Annotated in this window: 21 protein-coding genes and 1 pseudogene; 10 read left to right on the top strand and 12 right to left on the bottom strand. The window is 60.1% G+C overall.

Annotated elements, in window-relative coordinates; all coding sequences use genetic code 11:
• Nucleotide 1: 1 nt before the first annotated feature.
• The 5 genes from EFD55_RS12055 to EFD55_RS12075 form a co-directional block, all read right to left on the bottom strand.
• Entirely contained in the window at nucleotides 2-1129 is a 1128-nt protein-coding gene (locus EFD55_RS12055; protein ID WP_125845274.1) for an ABC transporter permease, read from the bottom strand.
• Nucleotides 1126-2883: an ATP-binding cassette domain-containing protein gene (locus EFD55_RS12060; RefSeq protein ID WP_125845275.1), complete on the bottom strand. Its 1758-nt coding sequence runs from the start codon at nucleotides 2881-2883 to the stop codon at nucleotides 1126-1128. The genes EFD55_RS12055 and EFD55_RS12060 overlap by 4 nt, the downstream gene beginning before the upstream one ends.
• Complete coding sequence (gene hlyD / locus EFD55_RS12065; RefSeq protein WP_125845276.1) at nucleotides 2880-3893, bottom strand: secretion protein HlyD; 1014 nt, start codon at nucleotides 3891-3893, stop codon at nucleotides 2880-2882. Before hlyD ends, EFD55_RS12060 begins: the two co-directional genes overlap by 4 nt.
• Complete coding sequence (locus tag EFD55_RS12070) at nucleotides 3890-4594, bottom strand: CerR family C-terminal domain-containing protein (protein ID WP_125845277.1); 705 nt, start codon at nucleotides 4592-4594, stop codon at nucleotides 3890-3892. Before EFD55_RS12070 ends, hlyD begins: the two co-directional genes overlap by 4 nt.
• A 118-nt stretch (nucleotides 4595-4712) precedes the next feature.
• Nucleotides 4713-6803 (bottom strand): phospholipase D-like domain-containing protein, encoded by a 2091-nt coding sequence (locus EFD55_RS12075; RefSeq protein WP_125845278.1) that lies wholly within the window; start codon nucleotides 6801-6803, stop codon nucleotides 4713-4715.
• A gap of 483 nt (nucleotides 6804-7286) precedes the next feature.
• Between EFD55_RS12075 and EFD55_RS33140 the strand changes: the two genes are divergently transcribed.
• Nucleotides 7287-7439 carry a hypothetical protein gene (locus tag EFD55_RS33140; protein WP_008535956.1) on the top strand — a complete coding sequence of 51 codons (153 nt, stop codon included), beginning with the start codon at nucleotides 7287-7289 and terminating at the stop codon, nucleotides 7437-7439.
• A gap of 262 nt (nucleotides 7440-7701) precedes the next feature.
• A complete protein-coding gene (locus EFD55_RS12080) occupies nucleotides 7702-8013 on the top strand; it encodes a hypothetical protein (protein ID WP_210276162.1) in 312 nt (103 codons plus the stop codon).
• 100 nt (nucleotides 8014-8113) lie between these two features.
• Here EFD55_RS12080 and EFD55_RS12085 read toward each other — a convergent pair whose 3' ends face one another.
• Nucleotides 8114-9130: an NAD-dependent epimerase gene (locus EFD55_RS12085; protein WP_125845280.1), complete on the bottom strand. Its 1017-nt coding sequence runs from the start codon at nucleotides 9128-9130 to the stop codon at nucleotides 8114-8116.
• Between the two features lie 258 nt (nucleotides 9131-9388).
• On the opposite strand from EFD55_RS12085, the gene EFD55_RS12090 reads away from it, so the two are divergent.
• Nucleotides 9389-10345 (top strand): endonuclease/exonuclease/phosphatase family protein, encoded by a 957-nt coding sequence (locus tag EFD55_RS12090; RefSeq protein WP_125845281.1) that lies wholly within the window; start codon nucleotides 9389-9391, stop codon nucleotides 10343-10345.
• A gap of 30 nt (nucleotides 10346-10375) precedes the next feature.
• On the opposite strand, the gene EFD55_RS12095 is transcribed toward EFD55_RS12090, so the two are convergent.
• The 3 genes and pseudogenes from EFD55_RS12095 to EFD55_RS33450 all read right to left on the bottom strand — a co-directional run.
• A complete protein-coding gene (locus EFD55_RS12095; protein WP_125845282.1) occupies nucleotides 10376-10681 on the bottom strand; it encodes a hypothetical protein in 306 nt (101 codons plus the stop codon).
• Between the two features lie 137 nt (nucleotides 10682-10818).
• A complete protein-coding gene (locus EFD55_RS33445) occupies nucleotides 10819-12246 on the bottom strand; it encodes a mannose-1-phosphate guanylyltransferase/mannose-6-phosphate isomerase (protein WP_183736703.1) in 1428 nt (475 codons plus the stop codon).
• Nucleotides 12247-12294: 48 nt separating this feature from the next.
• A pseudogene (locus EFD55_RS33450) lies at nucleotides 12295-13707 on the bottom strand (phosphomannomutase); the annotation flags it as partial.
• A gap of 234 nt (nucleotides 13708-13941) precedes the next feature.
• On the opposite strand from EFD55_RS33450, the gene ung reads away from it, so the two are divergent.
• The 3 genes from ung to EFD55_RS12115 all read left to right on the top strand — a co-directional run bounded on the left by ung (nucleotide 13942) and on the right by EFD55_RS12115 (nucleotide 16346).
• Complete coding sequence (ung, locus tag EFD55_RS12105; protein WP_125845284.1) at nucleotides 13942-14643, top strand: uracil-DNA glycosylase; 702 nt, start codon at nucleotides 13942-13944, stop codon at nucleotides 14641-14643.
• Nucleotides 14644-14799: 156 nt separating this feature from the next.
• Complete coding sequence (locus EFD55_RS12110; RefSeq protein WP_125845285.1) at nucleotides 14800-15732, top strand: VOC family protein; 933 nt, start codon at nucleotides 14800-14802, stop codon at nucleotides 15730-15732.
• 11 nt (nucleotides 15733-15743) lie between these two features.
• The gene (locus EFD55_RS12115) at nucleotides 15744-16346 is read left to right on the top strand and encodes an alpha/beta hydrolase (protein ID WP_125845286.1); all 603 of its coding nucleotides are present in this window, start codon (nucleotides 15744-15746) and stop codon (nucleotides 16344-16346) included.
• Nucleotides 16347-16455: 109 nt separating this feature from the next.
• Here the strand turns inward: EFD55_RS12115 and EFD55_RS12120 are convergent, their stop codons facing one another.
• Nucleotides 16456-16635 carry a KTSC domain-containing protein gene (locus tag EFD55_RS12120; protein WP_210276160.1) on the bottom strand — a complete coding sequence of 60 codons (180 nt, stop codon included), beginning with the start codon at nucleotides 16633-16635 and terminating at the stop codon, nucleotides 16456-16458.
• A 699-nt stretch (nucleotides 16636-17334) separates the two neighbouring features.
• On the opposite strand from EFD55_RS12120, the gene EFD55_RS12130 reads away from it, so the two are divergent.
• Nucleotides 17335-18126 (top strand): metallophosphoesterase, encoded by a 792-nt coding sequence (locus EFD55_RS12130; RefSeq protein ID WP_125845289.1) that lies wholly within the window; start codon nucleotides 17335-17337, stop codon nucleotides 18124-18126.
• A 170-nt stretch (nucleotides 18127-18296) separates the two neighbouring features.
• Here EFD55_RS12130 and EFD55_RS12135 read toward each other — a convergent pair whose 3' ends face one another.
• Nucleotides 18297-19625 carry a UDP-glucose dehydrogenase family protein gene (locus EFD55_RS12135; RefSeq protein WP_125845290.1) on the bottom strand — a complete coding sequence of 443 codons (1329 nt, stop codon included), beginning with the start codon at nucleotides 19623-19625 and terminating at the stop codon, nucleotides 18297-18299.
• A gap of 270 nt (nucleotides 19626-19895) precedes the next feature.
• A complete protein-coding gene (locus EFD55_RS12140; RefSeq protein ID WP_125845291.1) occupies nucleotides 19896-20495 on the bottom strand; it encodes a transglutaminase-like cysteine peptidase in 600 nt (199 codons plus the stop codon).
• Between the two features lie 310 nt (nucleotides 20496-20805).
• Between EFD55_RS12140 and EFD55_RS12145 the strand changes: the two genes are divergently transcribed.
• The 3 genes from EFD55_RS12145 to EFD55_RS12155 all read left to right on the top strand — a co-directional run bounded on the left by EFD55_RS12145 (nucleotide 20806) and on the right by EFD55_RS12155 (nucleotide 24525).
• Complete coding sequence (locus EFD55_RS12145; protein ID WP_125845292.1) at nucleotides 20806-22215, top strand: O-antigen ligase family protein; 1410 nt, start codon at nucleotides 20806-20808, stop codon at nucleotides 22213-22215.
• 305 nt (nucleotides 22216-22520) lie between these two features.
• Nucleotides 22521-23732: a polysaccharide biosynthesis/export family protein gene (locus EFD55_RS12150; RefSeq protein WP_125845293.1), complete on the top strand. Its 1212-nt coding sequence runs from the start codon at nucleotides 22521-22523 to the stop codon at nucleotides 23730-23732.
• An 82-nt stretch (nucleotides 23733-23814) separates the two neighbouring features.
• Nucleotides 23815-24525, top strand: a complete 711-nt coding sequence (locus tag EFD55_RS12155; protein WP_125845294.1) for a sugar transporter — start codon at nucleotides 23815-23817, stop codon at nucleotides 24523-24525.
• The last annotated feature ends 44 nt before the right edge of the window (nucleotides 24526-24569 follow it).

The raw sequence follows: 24569 nt of genomic DNA on the forward strand, positions 1-24569 counted from the left end.
CTCAGCCGATCCTTTTTCTGGTGCTGCGGGCGGCAAGCACGAACATGATGGCGCCGATCGTCAGCATGACGGAGATGGCCCGTCCGAACATCGGCCAGATGTCGCCGGCGAGGAACACCGTCTGCAGGCTGGGGATCAGGTAACGCGCCGGCACGATGAAGGTGATCCACTGGATGACGGTGGGCATGGAATTGATCTCGAAAAGAAAGCCCGACAGCAGGAAGGCCGGCAGGAAGGCAGAGATCAGCGCCAGTTGCGAGGCGAGGAACTGGTTCTTCGTTGCCGTCGAGATCAGCAGACCCTGGCCGAGCGCCGGGATCAGGAAGGCGGCCGACAAGGCGTAAAGGGCCGCGACGGAGCCGCGGAACGGCACGCCGAAGAGAAAGACCGCAAGCAGCACGCAAAGCGTCATCGAGGTGAGGCCGAGCAGGAAATAGGGCAGGATCTTGCCGGCAAGCAGTTCGACCGCCGTCACCGGCGTCGCCATCATCGCTTCCATGGTGCCGCGCTCCCACTCCCGGGCGACGACGAGTGAGGTCAGGAGCGTGCCGACCAGGGTCATGACGATGGCGATCGAGCCGGGCACGAGGAAATTGCGGCTGGTGAGCTCCGGATTGAACCAGAAGCGCTGCTCGACCGAGATGGCCGGGCTATGGGAGGCGACATCAGCCTGCCTCTGCTGCTCCCAGTTGGCAACGGCGCCTTGGGCATAGTTCTGCACGAAATTCGCCGTGTTCGGGTCGGAGCCGTCGACGATCACCTGGAGAGAGGGACTGTTGCCGGCTGTGTAGCGGGTGGTGAAATCGGCGGAAATGACGACGATGCCGCGTACCTTGCCGAGCACCAGATCTTCCTCGAACAGGCGCCGGTCGCGGCCGATCACCACGTCGAAATAACGCGAGGCCTGGAAACTGGCCGCGAGGTCCTGCGTCAGCGGCGTCATCTCCTCGGTGACAAGGCCGATGCGGGTGCGGGTCGTATCGAGCGAGACGCCGTAGCCGAAGAGAAAGAGCAGGATCAGCGGCAGCACGAAGGCGATGAGGATGCTGCTCGGATCGCGGATCGCCTGAAAGCTTTCCTTGCGCACCAGGGCTGAAAGACGCCGCAATCGGTTGGAGGAGGCGCTCATGCGGCATCCTCCGCTTCCGATTGCTGGACGAGCGCGATGAAGGCATCCTCCATCGTCGGGTCCGGCTGCTCCTTGGTCGCGACCCGGGCTTTCAGCTTGTCTGGAGAACCCAGCGCGATCGAGCGGCCGCGATAGATCAGCGAGATGCGGTCGCAATATTCCGCCTCGTCCATGAAGTGGGTGGTGACGAGCACGGTGACGCCTTTTTCCACAAGCGCGTTGATATGCGTCCAGAATTCGCGGCGGGTGATCGGATCGACGCCTGATGTCGGCTCGTCCAGGAAGAGGGCGCGCGGCTCGTGCATGACAGCGCAGGCAAGCGCCAGTCGCTGCTTGAGGCCGAGCGGCAGATCCTTGGCGGGCTTGCGGGCGTGGTGGCCGAAATCGAAGATGCCGGCCATCAGTTCGATGCGCTCGCGCTTGCGCTGCCCACGAAGTCCATAGACGCCGGCGAAGAATTCGAGGTTCTGCATGACGGTGAGGTCGCCATAGAGCGAGAATTTCTGCGCCATGTAGCCGAGCTGGTTGCGGGCTTCGGCGGCATCGCGGCGCAGGTCGAAACCCGCGACGCGGCCTTCGCCGCCGGTCGGCTTCAACAGGCCGCAGAGCATCTTGAAGGTGGTGGACTTGCCGGCGCCGTTCGGGCCGAGCAGGCCGAAGATCTCGCCGCGGCGGATATCGAAGCTGATGTCGTCGGCGGCGGTGAAATCGCCGAAGCGCTTGGTCAGGCCCTTGGCTTCGATCACCGGCCGGTCGCCCTCGGCCTTCAGAGGCGCCTGCGCCTCGGCAAGCCTGGAACGGCCGCCGGGGCCGCCACCCAGCATGTCGACGAAGGCGTCCTCGAAGCGGGGCGGGGCAGGGGCAAGTGCCGCGCCGTCACCGGCTTTGGCAACGTCAGGCTTCTTGTCCCTGGCTGCGACGAGGCGGATCGCCTCGCCCTGGATCACGCCGTCGATGACGCCGTCGGCCTCAAGGAGTTCGGCAAGCACCTGGCGGCGGCGACCGGTGACGCCGGATACCCTGAAGACCCGGTCGTTGACGCGCTCCGTCATCTCCTCCGGTTTTCCCGAGAAGAGCAGCTTTCCCTGGTTGAGCAGGAGAACGTGGTCGCAGGCTTCCGCTTCGTCCAGATAGGCGGTCGACCAGAGCACGCCGATGCCTTCCCGGGTCAGGTTCTCGACCATCTTCCAGAGATCGCGGCGCGAGATCGGATCGACGCCGACGCCCGGCTCGTCGAGCAGCAGCAGGCGCGGCTTTTTCAGAAGCGCGCAGGCAAGGCCGAGCTTCTGTTTCATGCCGCCGGAAAGTTTGCCGGCCAGGCGCCCGGTGAAGCGTTTAAGGTCGGTGAAGGTCAGCAGTTCGTCGAAGGCGGCCGCGCGTTCGCTCTTCGGCAGGCCGCGCAGATCGGCATAGAGATCGAGGTTTTCCTGCACAGAGAGGTCCTCATAGAGGCCGAAGCGCTGCGGCATGTAGCCGATCGCCGCCTGGATGCCGGCGGCATTCTTCCTGGTGTCGAAGCCCAGAACCTCAACCGTTCCGGTGTCGGGCAGCATCAGGCCGGTCATCAGGCGGATCAGCGTCGTCTTGCCGGCGCCATCAGGGCCGACAAGGCCGGTGATTGCACCGCCGCCGATCGTGCCCGAGACGGCGTCGAGTGCTGCGGGCGCATCGCCGAATCGCTTGGTGACGCCGTCGATCCGGACGAGCGGCCTGTCGTCCCAACCTGTCTGGGGGGTGGTTTCGGCCGTGCTCATCGTCCGCCTGCCGTCGGCGCGGACAGATGCACTGTGACCGGCATGCCCTGGCGCAGGTCCGGGCCGGGTTTGTCGATGACGATCCGGAGGCGATAGACGAGGTCGGTCCGGAGTTCCGGTGTCTCCACCGATTTCGGGGTGAATTCGGCAACCGGCGAGATGAAGCCGATCGTGCCTTCATAGGGCTTGTCGGGCGCCGTATCGGAGGCGACGGAAACCTTTATGCCGGGATGAATGCGGCCGAGGTCGGGTTCGGCGACATAGCTGCGCACCCAGACGGGCTCGGTCAGGGACAGCACGAAGACGGTATCGGCCGGCGAGACGATCGCGCCGTTTTCCCGCACACGCGAGAGGATGACGCCGTCGTTCGGCGCACGCAGTTCCGTGTCGGCGAGCGAGGTGCGGGCCGAGGCGAGCGTCGCTTCGGCTGCCTTCACCTGCGCATCGGCGGCTGCGATATCCTCGACGCGCGAACCCTCCTCAAGCAGCTTCAGCGCCTCGTTGGCGGACTGGGAGCGCGCGGCGGCCATCGCCTTTGCGGCGGTCGCCTGATCCAGGCTTGCCTCTGATATCGTGCCCTGCGGACGAAGCTGACGGGCGCGGTCATAGGCGAGGTTGGCATTCTGCAGATCGGCGAGGCTTTCGTCATAGGCGGCGCGCGCCTGGGCGATCTCGGTCGGGCGCGGGCCGGCCTTCAGCTTGTCGAGCGTCGCCCGAAGGGCCGCCGCATTGGCCTCGCCGGAGCGGACGGCGAATTCATAGGGTGCGGCATCGAGCTTCGCCAGGACCGTTCCGCTCTTGACCACATCGCCCTCGTCGACGCGGAGTTCGGAGAGGCGGCCGCTGACGCGAAAGCCGAGCGAGACCTGGCGGATATCGACATTGCCGTAAAGGACGAATTCGCGGCGGGTCTCGGGCAGCCAGCCGAGCTTTTCGGGTAGGCCATACCACCAGGCGGCGGCACCTGCCGCAACGAGGAGAAGGACGGCGAGGGGAAGGGTGCGTTTCATGCCGCACCGCCTTTCGACGGCCCGATGACATCGACCAGTTCGGCGGCAAGGCCGCGCAATATTTCCACCTGTTTCGGGCCGAAGGTGTCCCATTCCATCTGGGCGAGAACGGCCGCCCGGGCAAAGCGGAAGACGAGAATGCTGCCGATAAGGTTGAAGGCGCGCAGGCGCACATGTTCCGAAGCGGGATCTTCGTCGAGGATGGCGCCGATCAGCCGCCGGCCCATCTCGATCATCGGCCGCATCATGCCCTGATAGACCCGCTGGAAGGCCTCGGTCGGTTCCATCTGCTCGCGGATCAGAAAGCGCGCCCAGGATTCGGATTCCTTGGCGACGAAAAGCGTCACCATGGTCTGCAGGATTTCGGTGAGGAAGAGGCGCGCCTGCGTCCCATCGAGCGGTTCGCCGGCCCTGTCGAGCGCCATGAGATGTGTGCCGATGCGCATCCTCATGCCGCTGATATGCGTGTCGACCTGCAGCATCAGATATTCGGCGGCGGCGATGTAGAGGCCTTCCTTGCTGCCGAAATAATAAGGGATCGCCTGGAGGTTGACGCCGGCGGCTTCGGTCAGCTGGCGTGTCGAGGCACCGTCGAAGCCATAGCGTCCGAAGACGTCGAGGGCGGCGCTCAGCATCTTCTGGCGCGCGGCTTCGGCGCGGGCGGAGGCTGGCGGTGTCTGGTTGTTATGTTCCTGGGTCATGACAGTTTTATAACATCAAATGCAAAATCAGTCAATCGATTGATATATTATGCTGCGAGAGCATAGAGAGGGCATCCATCGTCTGGATGCCCTCTCTTCAAGCGGCTGATGCTGCAGCTCAGATGCCGAGGAAATAATTCCGGCTCGACGGGCCTTGGGCGGGCGCAAACCACCGGCCCTGCCAGCTGGCCTTGGTGTTGAGGAAGCCACCACCCGAATCCGCCTTCGGCGGCAGGCCTGTCTTAATCAGCGACTGGCGCAGCTCCTCCTGCAGCTTGGCGCGCAGGACATAGTGGTCGTAGACGTCGAGAATATGGATCGCATAGGCGACGGCGAGCGACTGGTTGCCGCGGACGATCAGCAGGTTCTCGTCGTTCTGGTAAGAGGCTTTGTAACCGAGATTGTGGCTGCCGGTGATGACGGTGCAATTGTCGGGGTGGAGCGGATCGATGACGATGATCTTGTCATGGATGATTGCATGGCCGGCGCTCAGCAATTCTGGACGGAGATCGCCGAACTGGGCACTGATTGCCGCTGCCCGCACCATGACGATGCGGCCGGCATCGCCGCCCGGCCACCAGATCGCCCGCTCTGGCAGATCCCTGGAAGTGCCGTCGGGCCGCGTATAGGTTGTGGGTTCACCGGGTTTTGCCGGCGGCAGGGCTGCCGGATTGCTGATCGCGCCCTGGATCAGCAGATCCGGCCGCTTGGCGGCGGCCTCCGCCGCCTGGCCGATGACATTCTGCTCGCCGCGCACGCCGGGATAGAAGGTCAGAAACAGGATGGCGCTGTCGGCATGTTCCATCAGCGAATAGACGCGGCTCAAATCGACAGGCGTCGGCGAGGTCTTGTTCTTGGTCGGCGCCTTGGTATTGGGCGAAAACAGGATTTCGACAGTCGTTTTTCCATCCTCCAGCGTCACCGGACCGGTGGGCTCGGCGTTGGCCTGGCGCAGCACCGCGCCCTGCACGCCCTTGCTCGGCGCAAAGCCCTCGGCGGTCTCGCCGTGGTTGGAAACGGTCAAGGGAACGCTCACCGGCTGCGGATCGTCCCGCAAAAGCTTCCAATAGGCGAGAAAACGAGCCGCGACATTCTCGTCTTCGATCAGGATGACATTGTTCGACTGGGTGCAGAGGCCGGTTTCGGTCCAGTTGGTGCTGCCGGTCATGACCGTGCGGGCGACGCCGCCTTCGACATAGACGGCGAATTTATTGTGGCCGATATGGCTGTTGTTGTTGAAGAGGCGGTCCTGCACGCGCTCTGCCGAGGGTGCTGCGGCATGAAGGCCGACGCGGGCGTCGTGATTGCCGGTGTCCCAGACAACAGGTTTCCTCGGCGACGGGTCGCCGTCCTTGTTGAGATCGGTCGAGCCTGAGGTGGAGAGGATCACATGCGCCTTGCCTGTCTTGACGAGCGCCGTCAGCCGCTCGATCAATTCAGGATCGTGCAATTCATAGAGCGCGAGATAAAGTTCGCCGTTTCCCTTCTCGGCGCGATCGATCAGCGTCGTCAGGAAGCTCAGCACATCGGCGGTCAGGAACAGGCGAATCGGATCATTCTTTTCGGGGATGTGCGCCTTCAGAGTTTTCAGCAGGCCTTCGGTCATGCGCGTCGCCGGACCGGGCGCGACGTTCTTCGGTTTTGCGCCCTGGACCTTTTCCAGCTGGCGCACCAGGTTCTGCGTCGAGAGGATGCCGTTGGTATAGGTCGCCTTGATGGCGCCACCGCTGGGGAAATCATGGGTGACGTCGATGCTCTCGGTCTTGAAGGGTTCGTCGAGAATGAAAAGCGGCCGCTGTGCCCCCTCGTAACGCGGCTTGCCGTTTTCGTCGCGATAAGGGGCGGTGTCGGAGGCGGGAACCTGCGCGCGGCCGGGGCCTGCAAGCCCGACCGGCGTGATTTCGTAGTGGATCCTGAAATCGATCGGCCGGACTTTCGCCTCGTCACGGAAGCGACGCAGTGTCAAGTCGCGCCACTGATATTGCTGGATCGGCCAGACCGAGCTGTCCTGCTCCAGCCAGTCGGGATTCGACTGGTCCGTAAAGGCGATCCAGGTCGGAAGAATGCGCCGGGCGCCGACTTCCGGTCCGGTTTCGTGCACGCGGGTAATCATGAAGCCGAGACAATCGGCAATCGGGCCGTCAGCCGTCCAGGCGAGGTAGGCGACCTCGCCATTGCACCATGCGCCTGCCTTGGTAATCCTTCCCATGCACGCCTCCCATTTGTTGATGCCTGATCATGATTGCGTGCGCCGTGAGGCTTTCATGCGCGGTCATGCCGTCGTTGCGGGCGGCAATTGCCTTGCGGGCATGCTGGCCTCGACCAAACTCTATCGTCGGTTGCGCGTCTCTCAATACATATAGGCGGACGATACTAAAGTAACGTGACATCGGTCACCGCCAGTGCGTGATTTCACGCGGCTTGGCGGAGATCGGCCGCCCGGTGGCTTGATGGAGATGGAAGACAAGGCAAAGAGGCCCGTGGCGACGGACCTCTCAGGGTTCTCAGGGTGTGGAGAGGAACCAAGCCTCGGGGTCGGCTGCCAACAGGTAGCGAGGCATTATCGCTAATTTTGACGACGCTCATATGTCCGGCGGCGATCACCGCGAGGCAGAAAACCTCGCCATCTTTTCTCGTTTTACGGTCATTTTTTGACACAAAACTGCCTTGCTCTTTTTTTATCGCAAGGGAGATGCGTATCCAAATCTATATCATCGCGTTCCTGCTGAGCGCCATTATGTGGTCGATCTCCTTCGATGCGGCCCGAGAATCCTATCATGCCGCGCAAAGCGCGGGATTGATGCCGAACCTGCACATCAACAAGAAGCTGGATCGCATTCTCTAGAGTGCGGTGCGGCGTCCGGGCATCATCAAACGTCGCCGATCGTGCGCTCCGAGCCGCCGATCCGGCGAGGATCTTCGTATTTCCCGATCGTCCTCCGAACAGAAAGTCAAATTTCGTAAAATTTGACCGATCTGCTTAAAAGCCCTGCAAATACTAACGTGTAGAGTGTTCTCATGAAAGCGACCGAAGCGTGGACAGACGCATCGATCGCCTGGAGCCGGGCAAACCGAAAGCCCGCCGATCCGAGAACGGGGACTTCGACATGCAGAAAACTCTTGCCGCCATTGCCTTGAGCTTGACCATCACCGCGGCTGCCGGTCCGGCCTTCGCCATCGGCCCCGCGAGCCTTGGGCGGGACCTGATGTACACCTCCGCCATCGGCCATTCGCCCGAGGTTCCCTTGACGACGAGCGCCGGCTTCGTTCGCCCAGGCGTTCCCTTCGTGCTGCGCAGCCCGACTGCGGTCGAGGGTGAGGGCGAGATCAATGCCTATTCGAAGAGCCTGACCGTTGCGATCGACTACCTGTTTTCGAAGGCGGTCGGCGCAGTGCAGGCAGTCGCGTTTCTCCGCTAAAGCGCGTCGCGATCTTTCAGATTCGCTTGCCAGACTTTGGGTCTTTGGTCTTCCGCATGTCGTGATCGTAAAACCGCTACGCAGTTTTGCCCGGCCTATTCTAGGCGTCCAGTTCGTCGCGGACGTCGAGATACCACTCGACGAAGGCCTTGACGCCGACATCCAATGTCGTATCGGGCTTGTATCCCGTCAGCGCGACAAGCAGATCGGGGGCTGCAAAGGTGCGTGGCACGTCACCCTTCTGCATCGCCAGCATCTTGCGGATGGCAGGACGGCCGAGCGCCTTTTCCACCGTTTCGACGAAATCCATCAGGCTGACCGGCTGGCCGCCGCCGATATTGACGATGCGGAAGGGCGCCTGGCGCGACAGCGTTTCGACAGCCACGTTATCGAGGCGATTTTCCTCACTCGGGGCGATGGCCGACAGCCGGACGATCGCTTCGACGAGATCGTCGATATAGGTGAAGTCACGGCTCATATTGCCTTCACCGTAGATCTCGATCGGCTGGCCTTCGAGCATGTTCTTGGTGAATTTGAACAGCGCCATGTCAGGCCGGCCCCAGGGGCCGTAAACGGTGAAGAAGCGAAAGGCCGTGGTCGGAATCTTGTGGAGATGGGAATAGCTGTGCGCCATCAGCTCCATCGATTTCTTCGTCGCCGCATAGATGGTCAGCGGCTCGTCGGCGCGGTCGGTCTCGTGAAAGGGGACGGTTGCATTGGCGCCGTAAATCGAGGATGTCGAGGCGAGCATCAGGTGGCGGATTTCGACGCGCCGCGCGATTTCCATGATGTTCCACGAGCCTTCGACGTTCGAATGAAGATAGGCTTCGGGATTTTCCAGGCTGTAGCGCACGCCGGCCTGTGCTGCGAGGTGGATCAGGACGTCAGGCTTGGCCGCGATCACAGCCTTTTCCAGCGCCGGCCGGTCCTCGAGCATAGCGATGACAGGTTTGAAGGCCGGAAACTGGGAGAGTGCTGCATGGCGCATCTCCTTGAGCTTGACGTTGTAGTAGGGAGTGAGGCCGTCAAAGCCCGTCACCTCATGCCCTTCCTGCAGCAGGCGCCTGGCCAGATGAAAACCGATGAAGCCGGCGGTCCCTGTAATGAAGTAGCGCATTCCCACCTTTTCTCGGCTGCTGCCGACGGCAAAGAGCCGATTCAGTATCACGTGCCCCCACTTACAAGATAAGAAGAGGCCGAGTCGATAGGCCTTTGAAAGAGAAGGCCCGCAGCGCAGGAACTGCCGCCACCCGCCCGTCCGGCGCCGCTTTCCCCGATGACGGCAAGGTCCACGCTTGCGGACATTATGCTGCATTGCACCATGGCGGCTTGCATGTTATGGCCGGCCAGTCGTCTGCAAGCGGAACCGGGATCGATGAGAAACATAATTTATTGGATTCTCTCGGCCTTTCTGACCCTTGCCCTTGCGATCGTGTCGCTACGCTATGTCACGAACTTCTGGCTGCTGTCCTTCGTCTACAGCTTCCAGATTCATCTCGGCGTACTGTTCGTCGCGGTCAGCCTCGTCATTCTCGCCGTCAGAAGGCATGTCTACGGCTTTATCCTGCTGCTTGCCTCAGTTTTTCTGATCGCTCACGGGGTCATCATGCTGCGTGAGTTTTCGGAAGACCATGGAGTAGCGGACGCGTCGCCGATTTTCCGTCTGATGTCGTTCAACATCGCGATCGACAACTGGAAAAACTCGACTGCCATCACCGACATGGTGCTCGCTTCGAATGCCGATGTCGTCAATCTGCTCGAAGCCAAGCCGCTGACATTCCATCTGCAGCAATTGTTCAAGGTCTATCCCTACCATATCGGCTGCGACCACGGCAAAGATAGCTGCGATACGCTGGTGCTGTCCAAGCGCCCGTTCGTGACCCGGCAGGTCGCCAGCATCGGCAGCCTACGGAAAGACAGGCTGGTCATATCAAGCGTCGATTTCGGCGGGCAAACCGTCAATCTGGTGTCGGCGCACCTGTCCAAACCCTATTTCGACGATTACCAGATGGGCGAATTGGAAGATCTCGGCAGGGCGCTCCGTTCGATCTCCGGTCCTCTGGTGCTGGCGGGCGATTTCAATTCGTCGGCGATTGCCCCGAGCATCCAGGGCTTCCTGCGCGAACAGAAGCTGAAGACGATCGCGCCCGAGCCGGCCACATGGCCGAGTGGCGCAGGTGTGCTCGGCATCGCCATCGACCACATATTTGCGCGCGCGCCGCTCCGCCCGACATCGCTGAAACGTCTTGATGACAGTCTCGGCTCGAACCATTCGGGGCTGATCGCCGAATTCGTTCTCGACGGGGGCGATCAATCGTCAGCGGCAAGATAATCCGGGCAAAGTGAACTCGCGCGGAGCAAATCAGAATCTGGTCCGGCCGCCTTTGCGGTCGATCATCTGAAACTTCTTGCCGTCGGTCTTCACGTTGACGCAATCGGTCGACTTGTTGGGAAACAGGACGCAGACCTGGCCATTGCTGATCTTATAGCCATTCTTGTTGCCGTGGCGGTATTCGTAACCGTTTTTGCCCTCTTTGAGCTCCGCCGTGCCCGGCAGGTGGCTGCGAATTTCCGCCTCGCTTGCAGTGCGCATGCTCGCCGTTTCGGCAAACGCCATTGCCGGCAGCAGGAGTGAAAGAAATCCGGCGAGGGCGGGCAGGGTACGCATCAGGGGACATCTCCTGTCAGGTCTGTCGGAGCGTTCATTCTATGAGAAACCCGATAGGGAATTCAACAGGGACGGTGGTGGTCATGCCGGAGAGGCGGCGGACTGTCTGAGCCCGCCGGCCGTTTCGGCCGCCTGCTTCAGGTTCTTCCGAACTCGTCGACGATGCGGATGATGTCGTCTTCGCCGAGATAGGAGCCCGTCTGCACCTCGATGAGCTCGAGGAGAATCTTGCCGGGATTGGCGAGGCGGTGGACTTCACCGAGCGGGATATAGACGCTTTCGTTCTCGCGCAGCATGCGCACGCTGTCGCCAACCGTCACTTCGGCCGTTCCCTTGACGACGACCCAGTGCTCGGAGCGATGATGGTGTTTCTGCAGCGAAAGCTTTTTGCCCGGCGTGACGAAGATCCGCTTCACCTGGAAGCGGTCGCCGTTGAAGATCGAGGTATAACCGCCCCAGGGGCGGTAGGATGTCGGGTGGGTTTCGGTGAATTTCGCGGTCGCGGAAGAAGAGGCCAGCATCTTGACCAATTGCCCGACATTCTGGCTGTCTTTAAGCGGCCCGACATAGACGGCGTCCTCGCTGGCGATGACGGCGACATCATCCATGCCCTGAACGGCAAGATGCACGCCATGCGTCATGACCAGCGAATTGCGAGTATTGACCACGGTGGTGTTTGCAGCGGCGACATTGCCGCTGTCGTCGCGTGCGCCTGATTTCCAGACAGCATCCCAGCTTCCCATGTCGGACCATTTGAAGGGCGAGGGGACGACGGCGGCCTTGGAGGTCTTTTCCATGATCGCGTAGTCGATGGAGATGTCGGGGCTCCTGGCGAAATGGTCGGCGTCGAGGCGCGTGAAATCGAGGTCGCGGCTTGCCTTCGAAACAGCCTTGCTTGCCGCTTTCAGCACGTCAGGCGCATATTCCTGCAGTTCGGCAATGAGTTCCGCCACCGGGAACATGAAGGTGCCGGAGTTCCAGTAGAAGCCGCCGGTGGCAAGCATCTGCTCGGCCTTTTCAAGCGCCGGCTTTTCGACGAAGCGCTTGACCTTGTGAGCGCCGTTTTTGAGCGCATCGCCGATCTCGATATAGCCGTAACCCGTTGCCGGCTCGGTCGGGTTGATGCCGAAGGTCACGAGCTTGCCGTCGGCTGCAGCATCGCGGGCGGTGCGGATGCAATCGAAATAGGTCTCATCGGCCAGGATCTCGTGATCCGAAGCGAGCATCTGGATGATGGTGTTCTTGCCGAAAAGCTCGGCGGCAAGCGTTGCGGCAGCGGCTACCGCCGCCGCTGTGTTGCGGGCGACCGGTTCGAGCAGCACGGCGGCGAGCGGGACGGCAAGCGCGCGGGCCTGCTCGGCCACCAGGAAGCGGAATTCCTCATTGGTGACGACGATCGGAGCTTCATAGAGATCCGGATTGGAAACGCGTTCGAGGGTTGCCTGAAACAGCGTCTTGTCGCCGACGAACTGGATGAACTGTTTCGGTGCGGTGGCCCGGGAAAGCGGCCAGAGCCGAGTGCCTTTGCCGCCGGCCATGATCACGGGAACGATTTTCTGCGTCATAGGCGGGTTCCTTGAAAAAAGCGTGTTCGTCGCATGTTTAGCGGGCTCTGCCCAGTCTCTGATACGGGTCAGCCCGGCGGTCAGCAGATTGAGGGCAGCGGTCTCGCTCCCGGCTTCCACGTAGCAGCGCATCTCGGGCGCATTGCCGGACGGGCGGAAATGGATGATCCTGCCGTCCTTCAGCGTCACGCGAAGTCCGTCGATGTCGGATTTCGCAGCCACCTCGCCGATCGGCTGCAGGAAAGCCGAAAGATTGTCGTCCCCAGCGCGGAGATACTGCATCAGCGCCGCACTCGTCTCCACCGGAAAATTCTCCAGGCGGTCGGCGGCGGCAAAGGGCAGGTGATAGGAGGCTGCAAGGACAGAAAGCGGCTGCCTGCGGATGGCGGCGAGCGACAGAATCGCCAGCACGGGCACAAAACAATCGCGTGTCGGCAAGGCGCGCACGTTCTGGCCGTTGATATCGAAGGCGGTTGCGGTCAGCAGCCCGCCATTGGCCTCGAAGCCCATGACGAGGCCCTGGCCGGCCGCGACAGCCTCTTCCATGCCAGCGATGACGAAGGGCGAGCCGACGCGGGTGCGCCTGACGGCGAAGGAGCCCGCTGCCTCGATGCCCGAATTGGAGGTGACGGGCGTCACGACCGTGCCGGCGCCGAGGAAATTGGCGGCTACGAGGCCAAGAAGATCGCCGCGCAGCGGCATGCCGGTTTCGTCTGCCACCAGCGGGCGGTCGCCGTCGCCATCGGTGGAGACGATCGCATCGAACGTGTGATCGTACGTCCAACGCTTCATCAGCGTGATCGTTTCTTCGGAAACGGCTTCGGTGTCGACGGGAATGAAGCTCTCCGAGCGACCGAGGGCGGTGATCTCGGCGCCGTAATGGGCGAGAACGTCCACCAGCAGGTCGCGGGCGACGGTGCTGTGCTGATAAACGCCGATCTTCAGGCCGGAAAGCGCGCCTTGCGGAAGCAGTGCGGCATTGCGTTCGAAAAAGAGCTGCCGGCAGGCGGCCTCGTGATCTTCCGTGTCGGCACGCTCTTGCATCACCGTTTCGCCGCTTCGCTCGATCTCTGCGGCCAATGCGGTGATCGCTGCCTCGTCCGCCTTGTCGATCTCGCCATCCGGGCGATAGAATTTGATGCCGTTGCGGTCCGCCGGAATGTGCGAGCCCGTGATCATCAGGCAGGCGGCGTTTCGTTCAAGGCCATAAAGCGCAAGTGCCGGTGTCGGGACATTGCCGCAATCGAATATCCGGAAGCCGAGTGCCGCGAGCGCATCGGCGCAGTTTCCCGAGATTTCAGGGCTCGAATCACGAAAATCGCGGCCAATCAGGATGGCATCGCCGGCTTTGGCCCTGCCGGTTCCAAGCAGATATCTGCCGAACGCCGTGGCATAAAGGGCGGAAACATGCCCCTTGAGATCCACCGAAAGTCCGCGAAGGCCGCTCGTGCCGAATTTCATTTGAAGAGATGCTCCGATTTTACGATCAAGTTCTACTCAGGCCGCCCGCCGGCGTAAATACCGAAGCCATCATATAGTTAAACTGGAGCGATGCCCCGGACAGTTTTCTGCAATCTTCGCCTGCCGAGTTCGCAAGGCATGGCGCCTTCGCCGAGCCGACGGGCATTGCGGTGCGAAGCGATTTTGCTAGAACCGTGTGACCGTTGTTTCGTCATATGCGAGAAGGGTTTGCCGATGAGCGATACATCCGTCAGTCTCGAAGAGAGCTGGAAGGCCGCGCTGGCGGGGGAGTTTTCCAGCCCCTACATGCAGCAGCTCAAATCCTTTCTTGTCGAGCAGAAGCAGGTCGGCAAGCGGATTTTCCCTAGGGGCAGCGAATATTTCCGCGCCCTTGATCTGACGCCTGTCACCCAGGTCAAGGCTGTCATTCTCGGCCAGGATCCTTATCACGGCCTTGGGCAAGCCCATGGGCTATGTTTCAGTGTCCGGCCGGGCGTGCGCATACCGCCCTCGCTCGTCAATATCTATAAGGAGATGGAGACGGATCTCGGCATCGCGCCGGCGCGTCATGGTTTTCTCGAACATTGGGCAAGGCAGGGCGTGCTCCTGCTGAACAGCGTGCTGACCGTCGAGGAGGGCCAGGCGGCGGCCCATCAGGGGAAGGGCTGGGAACGCTTCACCGATGCCGTCATCCGCAAGGTCAACGACGAATGCGAGTCCGTCGTTTTCATGCTCTGGGGATCCTATGCCCAGCGCAAGGCGGCCTTCGTCGACACCGCGCGGCATCTGGTGCTCAAGGCGCCACATCCCTCGCCGCTTTCCGCCCATAACGGCTTTTTCGGCTGCAAGCATTTTTCGAAGGCGAATGCCTTCCTGCAGTCGCGCGGACGCGAGCCGATCGACTGGCAACTGCCGGCCGATCCTCATGGCGACTAAGCGTGTGCACGACACACTTGGAGTGAACGCGGATTGATCTTCGTTCACTAAAAGGAAACAATGCGTTTTGGTCTCTGGGGCTATTCCCAAGAGCTGCGAGCGCGCATTTATGATCCATCGAAAGCCCGCAAGCGGCGGGCAAGAAAGGGGTCTCACATGCTCAGTCAGATCAAGGGTCTGCACCACGTCACGTCGATGGCGGAGGACGCCCGCACCAACAACCAGTTTTTTACCCATGCGCTCGGCCTGCGCCGCGTCAAGAAGACCGTCAATTTCGACGCTCCTGATGTCTATCACCTCTATTATGGTGACGAGACCGGGGCGCCCGGCACGATCATGACCTATTTCCCGTTCCCGAAGATGGCGCAGGGGCGTCCCGGCACCGGCGAGGTCGGAACGACCGTGTTTTCCGTTCCGCAAGGCTCGCTCAGCTTCTGGAGCGATCGCTTTGCCACGCTCGGTGTCGGTGGCCTGAAGACCGAGGAAAGCTTCGGCGAAAAGCGCCTGAATTTCTCCGGTCCGGATGGCGATGGTTTCGCACTCGTCGAGGTCAAGGATGATGCCCGCCAGCCCTGGACGCATGGCGGCATCAGCGAGGACCATGCCATTCGCGGCTTCCACTCCGTCGCCATGCGGCTGAGGGACGAGGGTGCTACGGCCGAACTCCTGAAGTTCATGGGTTACGAGGTCGCCGAGGAAAGGGACGGCGTCAAGCGGCTGATCAGGCCTGATGGCAACGGCGCGCATCTTATCGATCTCGAGACCATGCCGAACATTACCCGCGCGCTTCCCGGCGCCGGCTCTGTCCACCATGTCGCCTTCGCCGTCGAAAACCGCGAAAAGCAGCTCGAGGTGCGCAAGGCGCTGATGGACACCGGCTACCAGGTCACGCCGGTCATCGACCGCGACTATTTCTGGGCGATCTATTTCCGCACGCCGGGCGGCGTGCTGTTCGAGGTCGCGACCAACGAGCCCGGCTTCGACCGCGATGAGGATACCGCCCATCTCGGTGAAGCCCTGAAGCTGCCACAGCAGCACACCCACCTTCGCGCCCTGCTCGAGCAGCATCTGCAGCCGCTTGAAGGTTGAGGAGAAACGACATGACAGAGATTGGATATGTGCACCGGCTGCATGCCGGTGCACCTGGCAAACCGATACTTCTTGTGCTGCACGGCACCGGCGGCGACGAAAACCAGTTCTTCGACTTCGGCCGGCGCTTGCTGCCAGACGCGACGATCCTCTCGCCGCGCGGCGACGTTTCCGAATATGGGGCCGCGCGATTCTTTCGCCGCACCGGGGAGGGGGTTTACGATATGCCCGACCTCTCACGCGCGACGGAGAAGATGGCAGCTTATGTCAAGGCATTCGCTGGGGAATACCGGGCTTCCGAGATTTTCGGCCTCGGCTTTTCGAACGGTGCGAACATCCTCGCTAATGTGCTGATCGAAAAGGGCATCTTCGACGCTGCGGTGCTGATGCATCCGCTCATTCCGTTTCAACCCGAGGCCCAGTCCACGCTTGCCGGACGAAAGGTGCTGATAACGGCCGGGCAGCGGGATCCGATTGCACCCGTTCCGATGACCGAGGCGCTGTCGGAACATCTGAAAAAGCGAGGAGCCGAGGTCAAGACGGTTTGGCACCCCGGCGGCCACGATATTGCGCCGCTCGAGATCAATGCGGTTCGCGATTTCTTCGGTGAGTAAGAAAGCTGATTTGCGGGACCGGCAAATGCCGGTCCCGCATCCTTGCTGAAATTATCTCCTGTCGTAACAGTCGACAGGATGTGCCGAAAGCGCTCTTGCGCGGCATGCCTTAGGGGCGGGGAGGATATTTGCCCCTGATTGCCTTCATGTAAAAAACCCCTGGTGATTCCGCCATCGTCAAGCCGACGACAACCCCCTTGGGAACGCCTTCATATTCTCGTCTCTGACCGTTCGTCAGGTAGACCCGCAGATGCCGGCTGTCTTCGTCGTAGGCGAAGGCCTCGATCATTTTCGAATCAACCGCAGTTTCCACTTTGCACCCCGCAATTTTGGATCTGAGATTTCAGCTCGCGAACCTCGTTCACGATCGCAACGCACCATCATTATGCGGTGCCGCAGGAGCGTCAAGCATCATATTCTTAAACGTTCATTTTTTTGTGATAGCTATCGTTATAGTTGATTTTTACAGCTTTCTCGAAAGTTCAATCTGTGGAAATCCGACATAGGCGGATCTCCCGCCAGTAGCCGACCTGGCCGTGGATCAATCGAACACTGCAATATGCCGGTGGTTTAACGCCGGATTAACCGCCCTATATCAAAATATAGCGTCATATTAACCGTGGCGCCCTCGAAAGTATGAATAAATACAAAATGCCGAATCTCGCGGCAATAACTTTACTATCGCCGTTGAGTTGTCTGGGGGAGCCTGACCATGTGGCTCGGAAAACCAGTCCGGCTGCAGAATTTCGCAGATACTCGAACGAATCAACGCAGCTTCCGCCAATGTCATCACCGCCACGAGCCAGGCGAGCTGAGTGCGGCAGATGACGAAGGTCTATGTCAGCCGAGATAAGGCAATCGGTTCGGGTTATAACTTCGATGAAGCTGCGACGAGGTCAACTTCCGGTGAGGGCCTTGCCTTCTGCCTTTTCAATGACAAACAAGAGATGGATCGTTCCGACAACCGGCATTCGGTCGGTTCTCATAAATGGATTACATGTTCAACTATCTAGGGCCATTGCGACAACAAATACCGATGCTGGCAGGCAACCGTAGCAGGCGCGCGCGCCTGACCTTTGCCGAAGGTGACTTTGCTGCGGTTTACGCGATGAGCGATATTCATGGATGTTATAACGAACTCGTCGAGGCGCATCGCCGCATCGAGGAGGATGGTGCGCGCATCCCCGGGCCGAAACTCATCCTCATGCTCGGCGACTATGTCGATCGCGGGCCGGATTCGAGCGCAGTGCTGGAATTCCTGTGCAAGGCCCCGCCAGCGGGATTCCAGCGTTTCGCCCTTTGCGGCAATCACGATGCGGAGTTGGTGAAGCTCTATCGCAAGCCGGCGCGCATTCTTGAATGGCTCGGTTTTGCCGGGCCGGAGACGTTGAACTCCTACGGAATCGACATCGAGCATCTGCTGCAGTCGGCGGCTGGAAACGAAATGATCGCGCGCGTCATCCGCAACATGATACCCGAGCGGCATATTCAACTCCTGGAATCGCTGCCAATCATGCTGCGGATGGGAAGGGTGGTCTTTGTCCATGCGGGCGTCAGGCCAGGCATCGATCTCAACAAACAGAAAGACAACGACCTCATGTGGATTCGCCAGCCCTTTCTGGACGAAGGACCGCAGCTTCCCGTGCTCGTGATTCATGGGCACACACCTGCTCGCACCCCGACATTCGGTCCGCAACGCATCGGTATCGACACGGCGGTATCGGCGACGGGCCGCCTGACCGTGCTGACGATCAAGGGGACGCGGGTCGGGATCCTTTAGAGCATGTCGCGCGAAACTGTGCAGCGATTCTGCGATCACGACATGCGGGAAACCAAAGGTCTGAAGTGCGACAAGCGAATCTGAAAGATCGCTTCAGGGCGCACCCAAAATAAAACGCCGCGGATTTATTCTCCGCGGCGTCTGGGTGATCACAGGTTCACACGTCTATTTCAGGCGTGGGTGACATCCTGATAGAGGTTGGTGCCGATGCCGGAATAGGCAAAGCCGTGTTTGCGGACCTCGTCGCTGCGGTAGATATTGCGCAGATCGACCAGCACCGGAGCACGCATCGACTGCTTCAGGCGGTTGAAATCGAGCGCGCGGAACTGGTTCCATTCGGTGACGATGACAATTGCATCGGCGCCGGCGGCGGCTTCGTAAGGACCGCTCGCATATTCGATGTTCTCGATCACCTTGCGGGCGTTTTCCATGCCTTCAGGATCATAGCCGACCACTTGTGCGCCGTTGTCCTGCAGGGTCTGGATGATGGCGATCGCCGGGCTGTCGCGCATGTCGTCGGTGTTCGGCTTGAAGGTCAATCCGAGGATGGCGATCTTCTTGCCGCGAATGTCTCCGCCGACAGCCGAAATGACCTTGCGTCCCATTGCCCGCTTGCGGTTGTCGTTGATCGAGATCGTCGTCTCGATCAGACGGACCGGCGCGTCGAAATCCTGCGCGGTCTTGGCAAGCGCAAGCGTATCCTTGGGGAAGCAAGAGCCGCCGTAACCCGGACCGGCATGCAGGAACTTCGAGCCGATGCGGCCGTCGAGGCCGATGCCGCGCGAAACGTCCTGGACATTTGCGTCGACGCGTTCGCAGAGGTCGGCGATCTCGTTGATGAAGGTGATCTTCATCGCGAGGAAAGCGTTGGCCGCATATTTGATCAGTTCGGAGGTGCGGCGGGTCGTGAAGACCAGCGGCGCCTGGTTGAGGTAAAGCGGGCGATAGACCTCGGTCATGGTTTCGCGCGCGCGGTCGTCATTCAGGCCGACGACGATGCGGTCAGGGCGCTTGAAGTCCTCGATCGCAGCGCCTTCACGCAGGAACTCCGGATTGGAGACCACGGCGACATCCGCCGAAGGATTGGTTTCGCGGATGATGCGCTCGACCTCGTCTCCCGTGCCGACCGGCACCGTCGACTTGGTGACAACAACGGTGAAGCCTTCCACATAGGTGGCAATCTCGCGGGCAGCCGCATAGACGTAGGAGAGATCGGCGTGGCCGTCGCCGCGGCGGGACGGCGTGCCGACTGCGATGAATACAACATCGGCGCTGCGGACGCTTTCGCCGACATCCGTCGAAAAGGACAGCCGGCCGGTGCTGGTGTTTTCGGCGACCAATTGCTCCAGACCCGGTTCGTAGATCGGAATGCGGCCTTCGCGAAGGGCTTCGATCTTGCTCAGATCCTTGTCGACGCAGATGACGTCGTGGCCGAAATCCGCAAAGCAAACGCCTGAAACGAGGCCGACATAGCCTGATCCAATCATCGTGATGCGCATAATTCCCTCAAATCATTAGAGTAGAACGTCATGCTGCGTCGCAGCATGGGGTCCGTCATACTGAATCTGGGCGAAAAGACAATATCGAAGATCGCTTGATACCCATATCGGAAGTCGAACTTGGGGCGCCACAGTTCGCTGCGGGTCATCCCAGGTTGCAGCAAAACCATAGGTTTGTGTGGGCGATATGACAAGTCGAGCCGTTCGTCAGAACCGGCTCGACTTCAATGTCAAAAACTGGTGGATGGGTTTAGCAGGCTGCGCCAGCCGCTACAGCCGGTACCAGACATAAGGGTCAGTTCCCGACTGAATCTTGTCCCAGCGCAGATCGGTGTCCCGCCAGTTCTTGATGCTGCTCAGCCTGTTGTCGAGCACGAGGTCGCCCTTGTCGGTCCTGACCACCAGGACCGCGTGCCCTTCACCGGAGGGCGTGTATGCCGTGGCGATCCGCAGGGCGCGCGACGACCAGCCCATCGCGATCAGCCGGCTGCGCTTGGTCAGCGCGAAATCCTCACAGTCGCCGCTGCGGACATTCACCTTCCAGACATCGCCGTTCAGTTCGTTGCGGGGGTCGTTACGGCCGATCATCGTGCGATTGACCGTGCTGTTCACATCCTTCAGCTGGAGCATCTGCTTGTCATCAAGCGCAACGACCGACTGGCCGTTATTATCTCGGCATTCGGCCGGGTTCTGCGCGCAGAACAGCACCTGGGCGAAGGGCGGGATGATCTTGTCTTTTTCAGAGATATAGCTGACCGCTGGACTGCCGGGCAGGCCGCGGGCAAGACCTGCGGGACCGGCGGCAAATGCCGAACAAGCATTACCTGCCGTAAAGGCCAGTGCCAGAAGTGTAACGAATGTCTTCTTCATCTCTTAAATCCCCGTTCAGGGCAACCGATTGAGATCAGGCTTGCCTTTTGTCCCAGTCAATGGCATGGCGATTTAGTGATCTGCCAAGTATTAGCTGCAGAACGTCTGTCCCGTTCTTGCTGCTTGAAGGAGCATAGCCGGGGCTTGTCTCGATTGGTTTAAACCTTTCGCGACAATTTTAAGTGATACGGAATTCTGTCACACGCTAGCATGCAACCGCTTGATATGCAACTTAGATTAGTATGAGTCGATGGATTGCCGCGGTTGCCTCAGGGGTTTGATCGCCGCCTGCTTTGGTAAACGGAATCTGATGTTGTCCAATCTCATCAACAGGCGGGTCTTGCGAGAGGTTCTTCTCGTTGCCTATATCGGCATGGTTATACTGACACTCATTCCGTTCGGCAGCGTCACGCCCTTTCCCTTCACCTTCGCCGCGATCGGAATGTTCGCCCTCGCCATCATTTCGGCGCTGCTGTTCGGAGAACCAAGACAAAGCAGATGGGTTTTCAGCATCACCCTGTTTCTGCTTGTCATACTGACCGGCTGGACATTCATCCAGACGATCGAATTGCCTTTCAATTGGCTGGCGCATCCCGCCTGGAATGCCGCTCGTGACCTCGCAGGCGCCCGATACGCTGCGATCTCGGTCGAGCCGGCCGACACGCTGGCGTCGATCCTCTTGATCGCCCTGCCTTTCGTTACCTTCCTGACCGGGCTTCTCTTATGCGACACCGATCAGCGCGCGAGAAAAGTGCTTTCCCGGCTCGGGCTTTCGGCGGGCGTTATCGCCGTTTTCGGCCTGCTGCAGTTTTCGATGTTTCCCAACATTCTGATCGTCGTGGAGAAACATGCCTATCTCGACAGCCTGACGGCGGTCTTCGTCAACCGCAACACGGCTGCGACCTTCCTCGGGCTTGGGACGCTGCTCATGCTGACCCTGGTCAGGGAGATTACGCGTTCTTATTCGAAATATCCGCCGGGCGAGGCGGGCCGGAACGTTCTTCTGCTGAAATCGTGGATCTATATCCTGCTCCTGTGCGCATGTTTCACCGCGCTGATGCTCAGCCGTTCGCGCGCCGGGATATTCGCAACCTTTGTCGGCGCTCTCATCTATTTTCCCTGGCTCGTCGTCAATTGGAACAGCTCGAGACGTTTTCTCAGGCCGGGGCCGAGATGGCACTCGATGCTGAAGTTCCTCGCGGGCGGTGTCTTCGTCGTCGTGCTGCTGGCGCTATTTGCGGGCCAGGCGATCTTGCGTGCGCAAGAGCGGCGGCTTGAAGACGATGATCGATTCTGCATCCTGCCGGGCATATGGCGTGCCATTTTGGATCATTGGCTGACGGGAACCGGTCTCGGGACATTCCGGACGGTGTTTTCCGCCTATCGCGATCCTGCCTGCGGAATTTTCGGCATCTTCGATCGCGCACACAATTTCTATCTCGAAGGATTTCTGGGCCTGGGGATCATTTTTCCGCTTGCGGCGGTCCTCGTCTTTTCGGTCCTCGTCAAGGTGTTCTGGCGCGGCCTCGCCGAAAGGCGGCGCCTGAGACATTATGTCCTTCTCGGCATTGCGGCGACGGTTTTGGTCGCTCTTCATGCGGCGGTCGACTTCTCCCTGCAAATACCGGGTTTTGCTGTGTTTTTCTCGGCTTTTCTCAGTGCGGTCGTCGCGATTAGTCTGGGGCGCAGCCACCCGGAAACGGACCGGCAATATGTATGACTACTAACTAATTAATGGCCTAAATGGATGGTTTTTATGAAGGTTTTTCGAAATTGGGAATTGTATTGATGCCGCGCTGTTGACTCTCAAACGCAAGAGATTTTATAGCGGGTATAGCCTTTAGATTGTTGCCGGCGCCAGAAGGGTCGGTTGAGACCGTATTTGCTTCCTGAAGAGCTCGGCGTTGCCGAGCGGCCACAGTTAGAGAATGTTAAACGGCTTTCAGTGATTATTGATCGGGGATTGTCTTGTATTTTGTCAGATTGCGGGGCAGTAGCTCAAAGTGCGTCAACACGGGTTATTCTATGGGTTGTTTTCCTGTCGGTAGTACACGCGTCGCCATTGTTGTAGCGCTAATGAGTATATTGGCAAGCTGCACGTCCTTGCCAAGATCCGGTCCCGATCACAAAGATGTCGATCGAGATGCAACGGTGAAAGTGACAACGAAAGAGCGTCGCGTCGGCATCGATTACGCCCTCGTCGATCTCAGTAAAAACGTCCTGCCGTATTTCACCTCTCCCCAGCCGACCTCCTTCAAGGGTTTTGGCGGCGGTCGAGGCGGAGCGCCCGAAATTCCACTCGGTTACGGCGACGTCGTTCAGGTTGCCATCTTCGAAGCACAGTCCGGCGGTCTCTTCATTCCGTCCGATGCCGGCAGCCGACCCGGTAATTACATCTCGCTGCCAAGCCAGACCATCGACAGAAACGGGACGATCACGATTCCTTATGCGGGACGGGTTCCCGCCGCAGGTCGCCTGAAGGAAGTCGTGGAGCAGGATATCGAGGATCGCCTGGCGAGCCGCGCGATCGAGCCGCAGGTGGTCATTACGACGACGACAAGCCGCTCCAGTCAGGTGGCGGTGCTTGGTGACGTCAACAATCCGCAGCGCGTCGAAATCAGCCCGGCCGGCGAACGCGTTCTCGACGTCATCTCTGCCGCCGGTGGTTTGACGACCAACAATATCGAAACGAATGTGACGCTGCAGCGCCGCGGCAAGACGGCGACCGTCGCCTACAACACGCTGTTGAAAACCCCGGCGGAAAATATCTATGTCGCGCCGGATGATACGATCTCGGTCGATCATGAGCGCCGCACCTATCTCGCGCTCGGTGCCGCCGGCATCAGCGGCCGCTTCGATTTCGAGGAGTCGGACATCAGCCTCGGGGAGGCAATCGCCAAGGCTGGCGGACTGCGTGACGACCGCGCGGATCCGGCTCAGGTCCTGCTCTATCGCCTCGCGCCGAAGAAGACGCTTGCCGCAATGCACGTGGATACGTCGAGATTTGCCGGTGAGACGGTTCCGATGATCATTCGCGCGAATCTTCGCGATCCGGCGACCCTGTTCGCCGTCCAGCAATTCAAGATGGAAGACAAGGATATTATCTATATTTCCAATTCGGACTCTGTCGAATTGGTCAAGTTCCTTGACATCGTGAACTCCGTATCGTCCACTATTTCCGGAGTTGCCGACGATGCGAAAGATACTCGCAACGCGGTCGAAGATCTTGGAAATTGATTGAAATAGGCTGGCCGGCACTGGTTGAGAACAATCGGAGCCGGCCGTCTATGCCGCGGATTTCATGAAGGAAAGCATCGTTATGGCAAGGTCAGGTGTTTATCGTAAGCTTGCATATAGCGGGATCGTCGTGGCAATGTTGGCCGGCATGACTACGAGCGCCTTTGCGGCCGCTTGCGTGAAGCTTTCAAGTCTGAATACTGTTGATATCAGCGGATTTACGGCGAACCCCGCCGCTCTGCTTGAGATGTCGGATCCGCTGGTTTTGTCATCGCGCGTCCGCGCGCTGGTTGGCAGCAGCGATGACGCGCTGGCGCCGGTGATCGAGCAGGCCAAGAAGGCCGATGCCGCACAGATGGCCGCTATCGGTTCCGGTCTCGGACGGGCGGCAAACAGCTGCCAGGTAACAGATCCGCTCTTCAAACTGGCCATCGAAAAGGCCGTCGCCGAGGCGGCGAGCGCCGATCCGAACCTTGCGCCGCTCCTTGCCGCCTTTGCGAAGGTCCTCGCCGAAGGCGGAACCGCGGCGCTCGGCCCGGGTGGAAGTGCTGCAGCTTCTGCATCCGGCATCGGTAATGACGGGCAAATCGGCCCGACAGGACCCGGAGCGGATGACGGTACGCCATTCGACGGCGCCGCCACGACTGCCGGTACGCTGAGGGTTTCGAACTTCGGTGATCGCTCGTCTTCGAGCTCGACGACCACCACGACAATCGTCAGCGTAAATGGGGCAGGGCAATCGTCCTCTGACTCGACGCAATCGACGAGTCAGAGTATCCCGGTCATACAATAGCTGGAATTGCCCGTAGATCTTGGCGCTTGACGCCTTTGTTGGAG

Origin of the sequence: Rhizobium pisi, assembly GCF_003938655.1 — a bacterium.
Lineage (GTDB): Bacteria > Pseudomonadota > Alphaproteobacteria > Rhizobiales > Rhizobiaceae > Rhizobium > Rhizobium pisi.

What these genes read in the sequence shown, in the direction of transcription:
- EFD55_RS12080 (WP_210276162.1), top strand. Translation starts at nt 7,702, where the DNA reads ATGCAGAAAACTCTTGCCGCCATTGCCTTGAGCTTGACCATCACCGCG.
- EFD55_RS12095 (WP_125845282.1), bottom strand. Translation starts at nt 10,681, where the DNA reads ATGCGTACCCTGCCCGCCCTCGCCGGATTTCTTTCACTCCTGCTGCCG.
- ung (WP_125845284.1), top strand. Translation starts at nt 13,942, where the DNA reads ATGAGCGATACATCCGTCAGTCTCGAAGAGAGCTGGAAGGCCGCGCTG.
- EFD55_RS12155 (WP_125845294.1), top strand. Translation starts at nt 23,815, where the DNA reads ATGGCAAGGTCAGGTGTTTATCGTAAGCTTGCATATAGCGGGATCGTC.
- EFD55_RS12135 (WP_125845290.1), bottom strand. Translation starts at nt 19,625, where the DNA reads ATGCGCATCACGATGATTGGATCAGGCTATGTCGGCCTCGTTTCAGGC.
- EFD55_RS12060 (WP_125845275.1), bottom strand. Translation starts at nt 2,883, where the DNA reads ATGAGCACGGCCGAAACCACCCCCCAGACAGGTTGGGACGACAGGCCG.
- EFD55_RS12055 (WP_125845274.1), bottom strand. Translation starts at nt 1,129, where the DNA reads ATGAGCGCCTCCTCCAACCGATTGCGGCGTCTTTCAGCCCTGGTGCGC.
- EFD55_RS12070 (WP_125845277.1), bottom strand. Translation starts at nt 4,594, where the DNA reads ATGACCCAGGAACATAACAACCAGACACCGCCAGCCTCCGCCCGCGCC.
- EFD55_RS12120 (WP_210276160.1), bottom strand. Translation starts at nt 16,635, where the DNA reads ATGATCGAGGCCTTCGCCTACGACGAAGACAGCCGGCATCTGCGGGTC.
- EFD55_RS12090 (WP_125845281.1), top strand. Translation starts at nt 9,389, where the DNA reads ATGAGAAACATAATTTATTGGATTCTCTCGGCCTTTCTGACCCTTGCC.
- EFD55_RS12085 (WP_125845280.1), bottom strand. Translation starts at nt 9,130, where the DNA reads ATGCGCTACTTCATTACAGGGACCGCCGGCTTCATCGGTTTTCATCTG.
- EFD55_RS12140 (WP_125845291.1), bottom strand. Translation starts at nt 20,495, where the DNA reads ATGAAGAAGACATTCGTTACACTTCTGGCACTGGCCTTTACGGCAGGT.
- EFD55_RS12110 (WP_125845285.1), top strand. Translation starts at nt 14,800, where the DNA reads ATGCTCAGTCAGATCAAGGGTCTGCACCACGTCACGTCGATGGCGGAG.
- EFD55_RS12115 (WP_125845286.1), top strand. Translation starts at nt 15,744, where the DNA reads ATGACAGAGATTGGATATGTGCACCGGCTGCATGCCGGTGCACCTGGC.
- EFD55_RS12075 (WP_125845278.1), bottom strand. Translation starts at nt 6,803, where the DNA reads ATGGGAAGGATTACCAAGGCAGGCGCATGGTGCAATGGCGAGGTCGCC.
- EFD55_RS12145 (WP_125845292.1), top strand. Translation starts at nt 20,806, where the DNA reads ATGTTGTCCAATCTCATCAACAGGCGGGTCTTGCGAGAGGTTCTTCTC.
- EFD55_RS12130 (WP_125845289.1), top strand. Translation starts at nt 17,335, where the DNA reads ATGGATTACATGTTCAACTATCTAGGGCCATTGCGACAACAAATACCG.
- EFD55_RS12150 (WP_125845293.1), top strand. Translation starts at nt 22,521, where the DNA reads ATGGGTTGTTTTCCTGTCGGTAGTACACGCGTCGCCATTGTTGTAGCG.
- EFD55_RS33140 (WP_008535956.1), top strand. Translation starts at nt 7,287, where the DNA reads ATGCGTATCCAAATCTATATCATCGCGTTCCTGCTGAGCGCCATTATG.
- EFD55_RS33445 (WP_183736703.1), bottom strand. Translation starts at nt 12,246, where the DNA reads ATGACGCAGAAAATCGTTCCCGTGATCATGGCCGGCGGCAAAGGCACT.
- hlyD (WP_125845276.1), bottom strand. Translation starts at nt 3,893, where the DNA reads ATGAAACGCACCCTTCCCCTCGCCGTCCTTCTCCTCGTTGCGGCAGGT.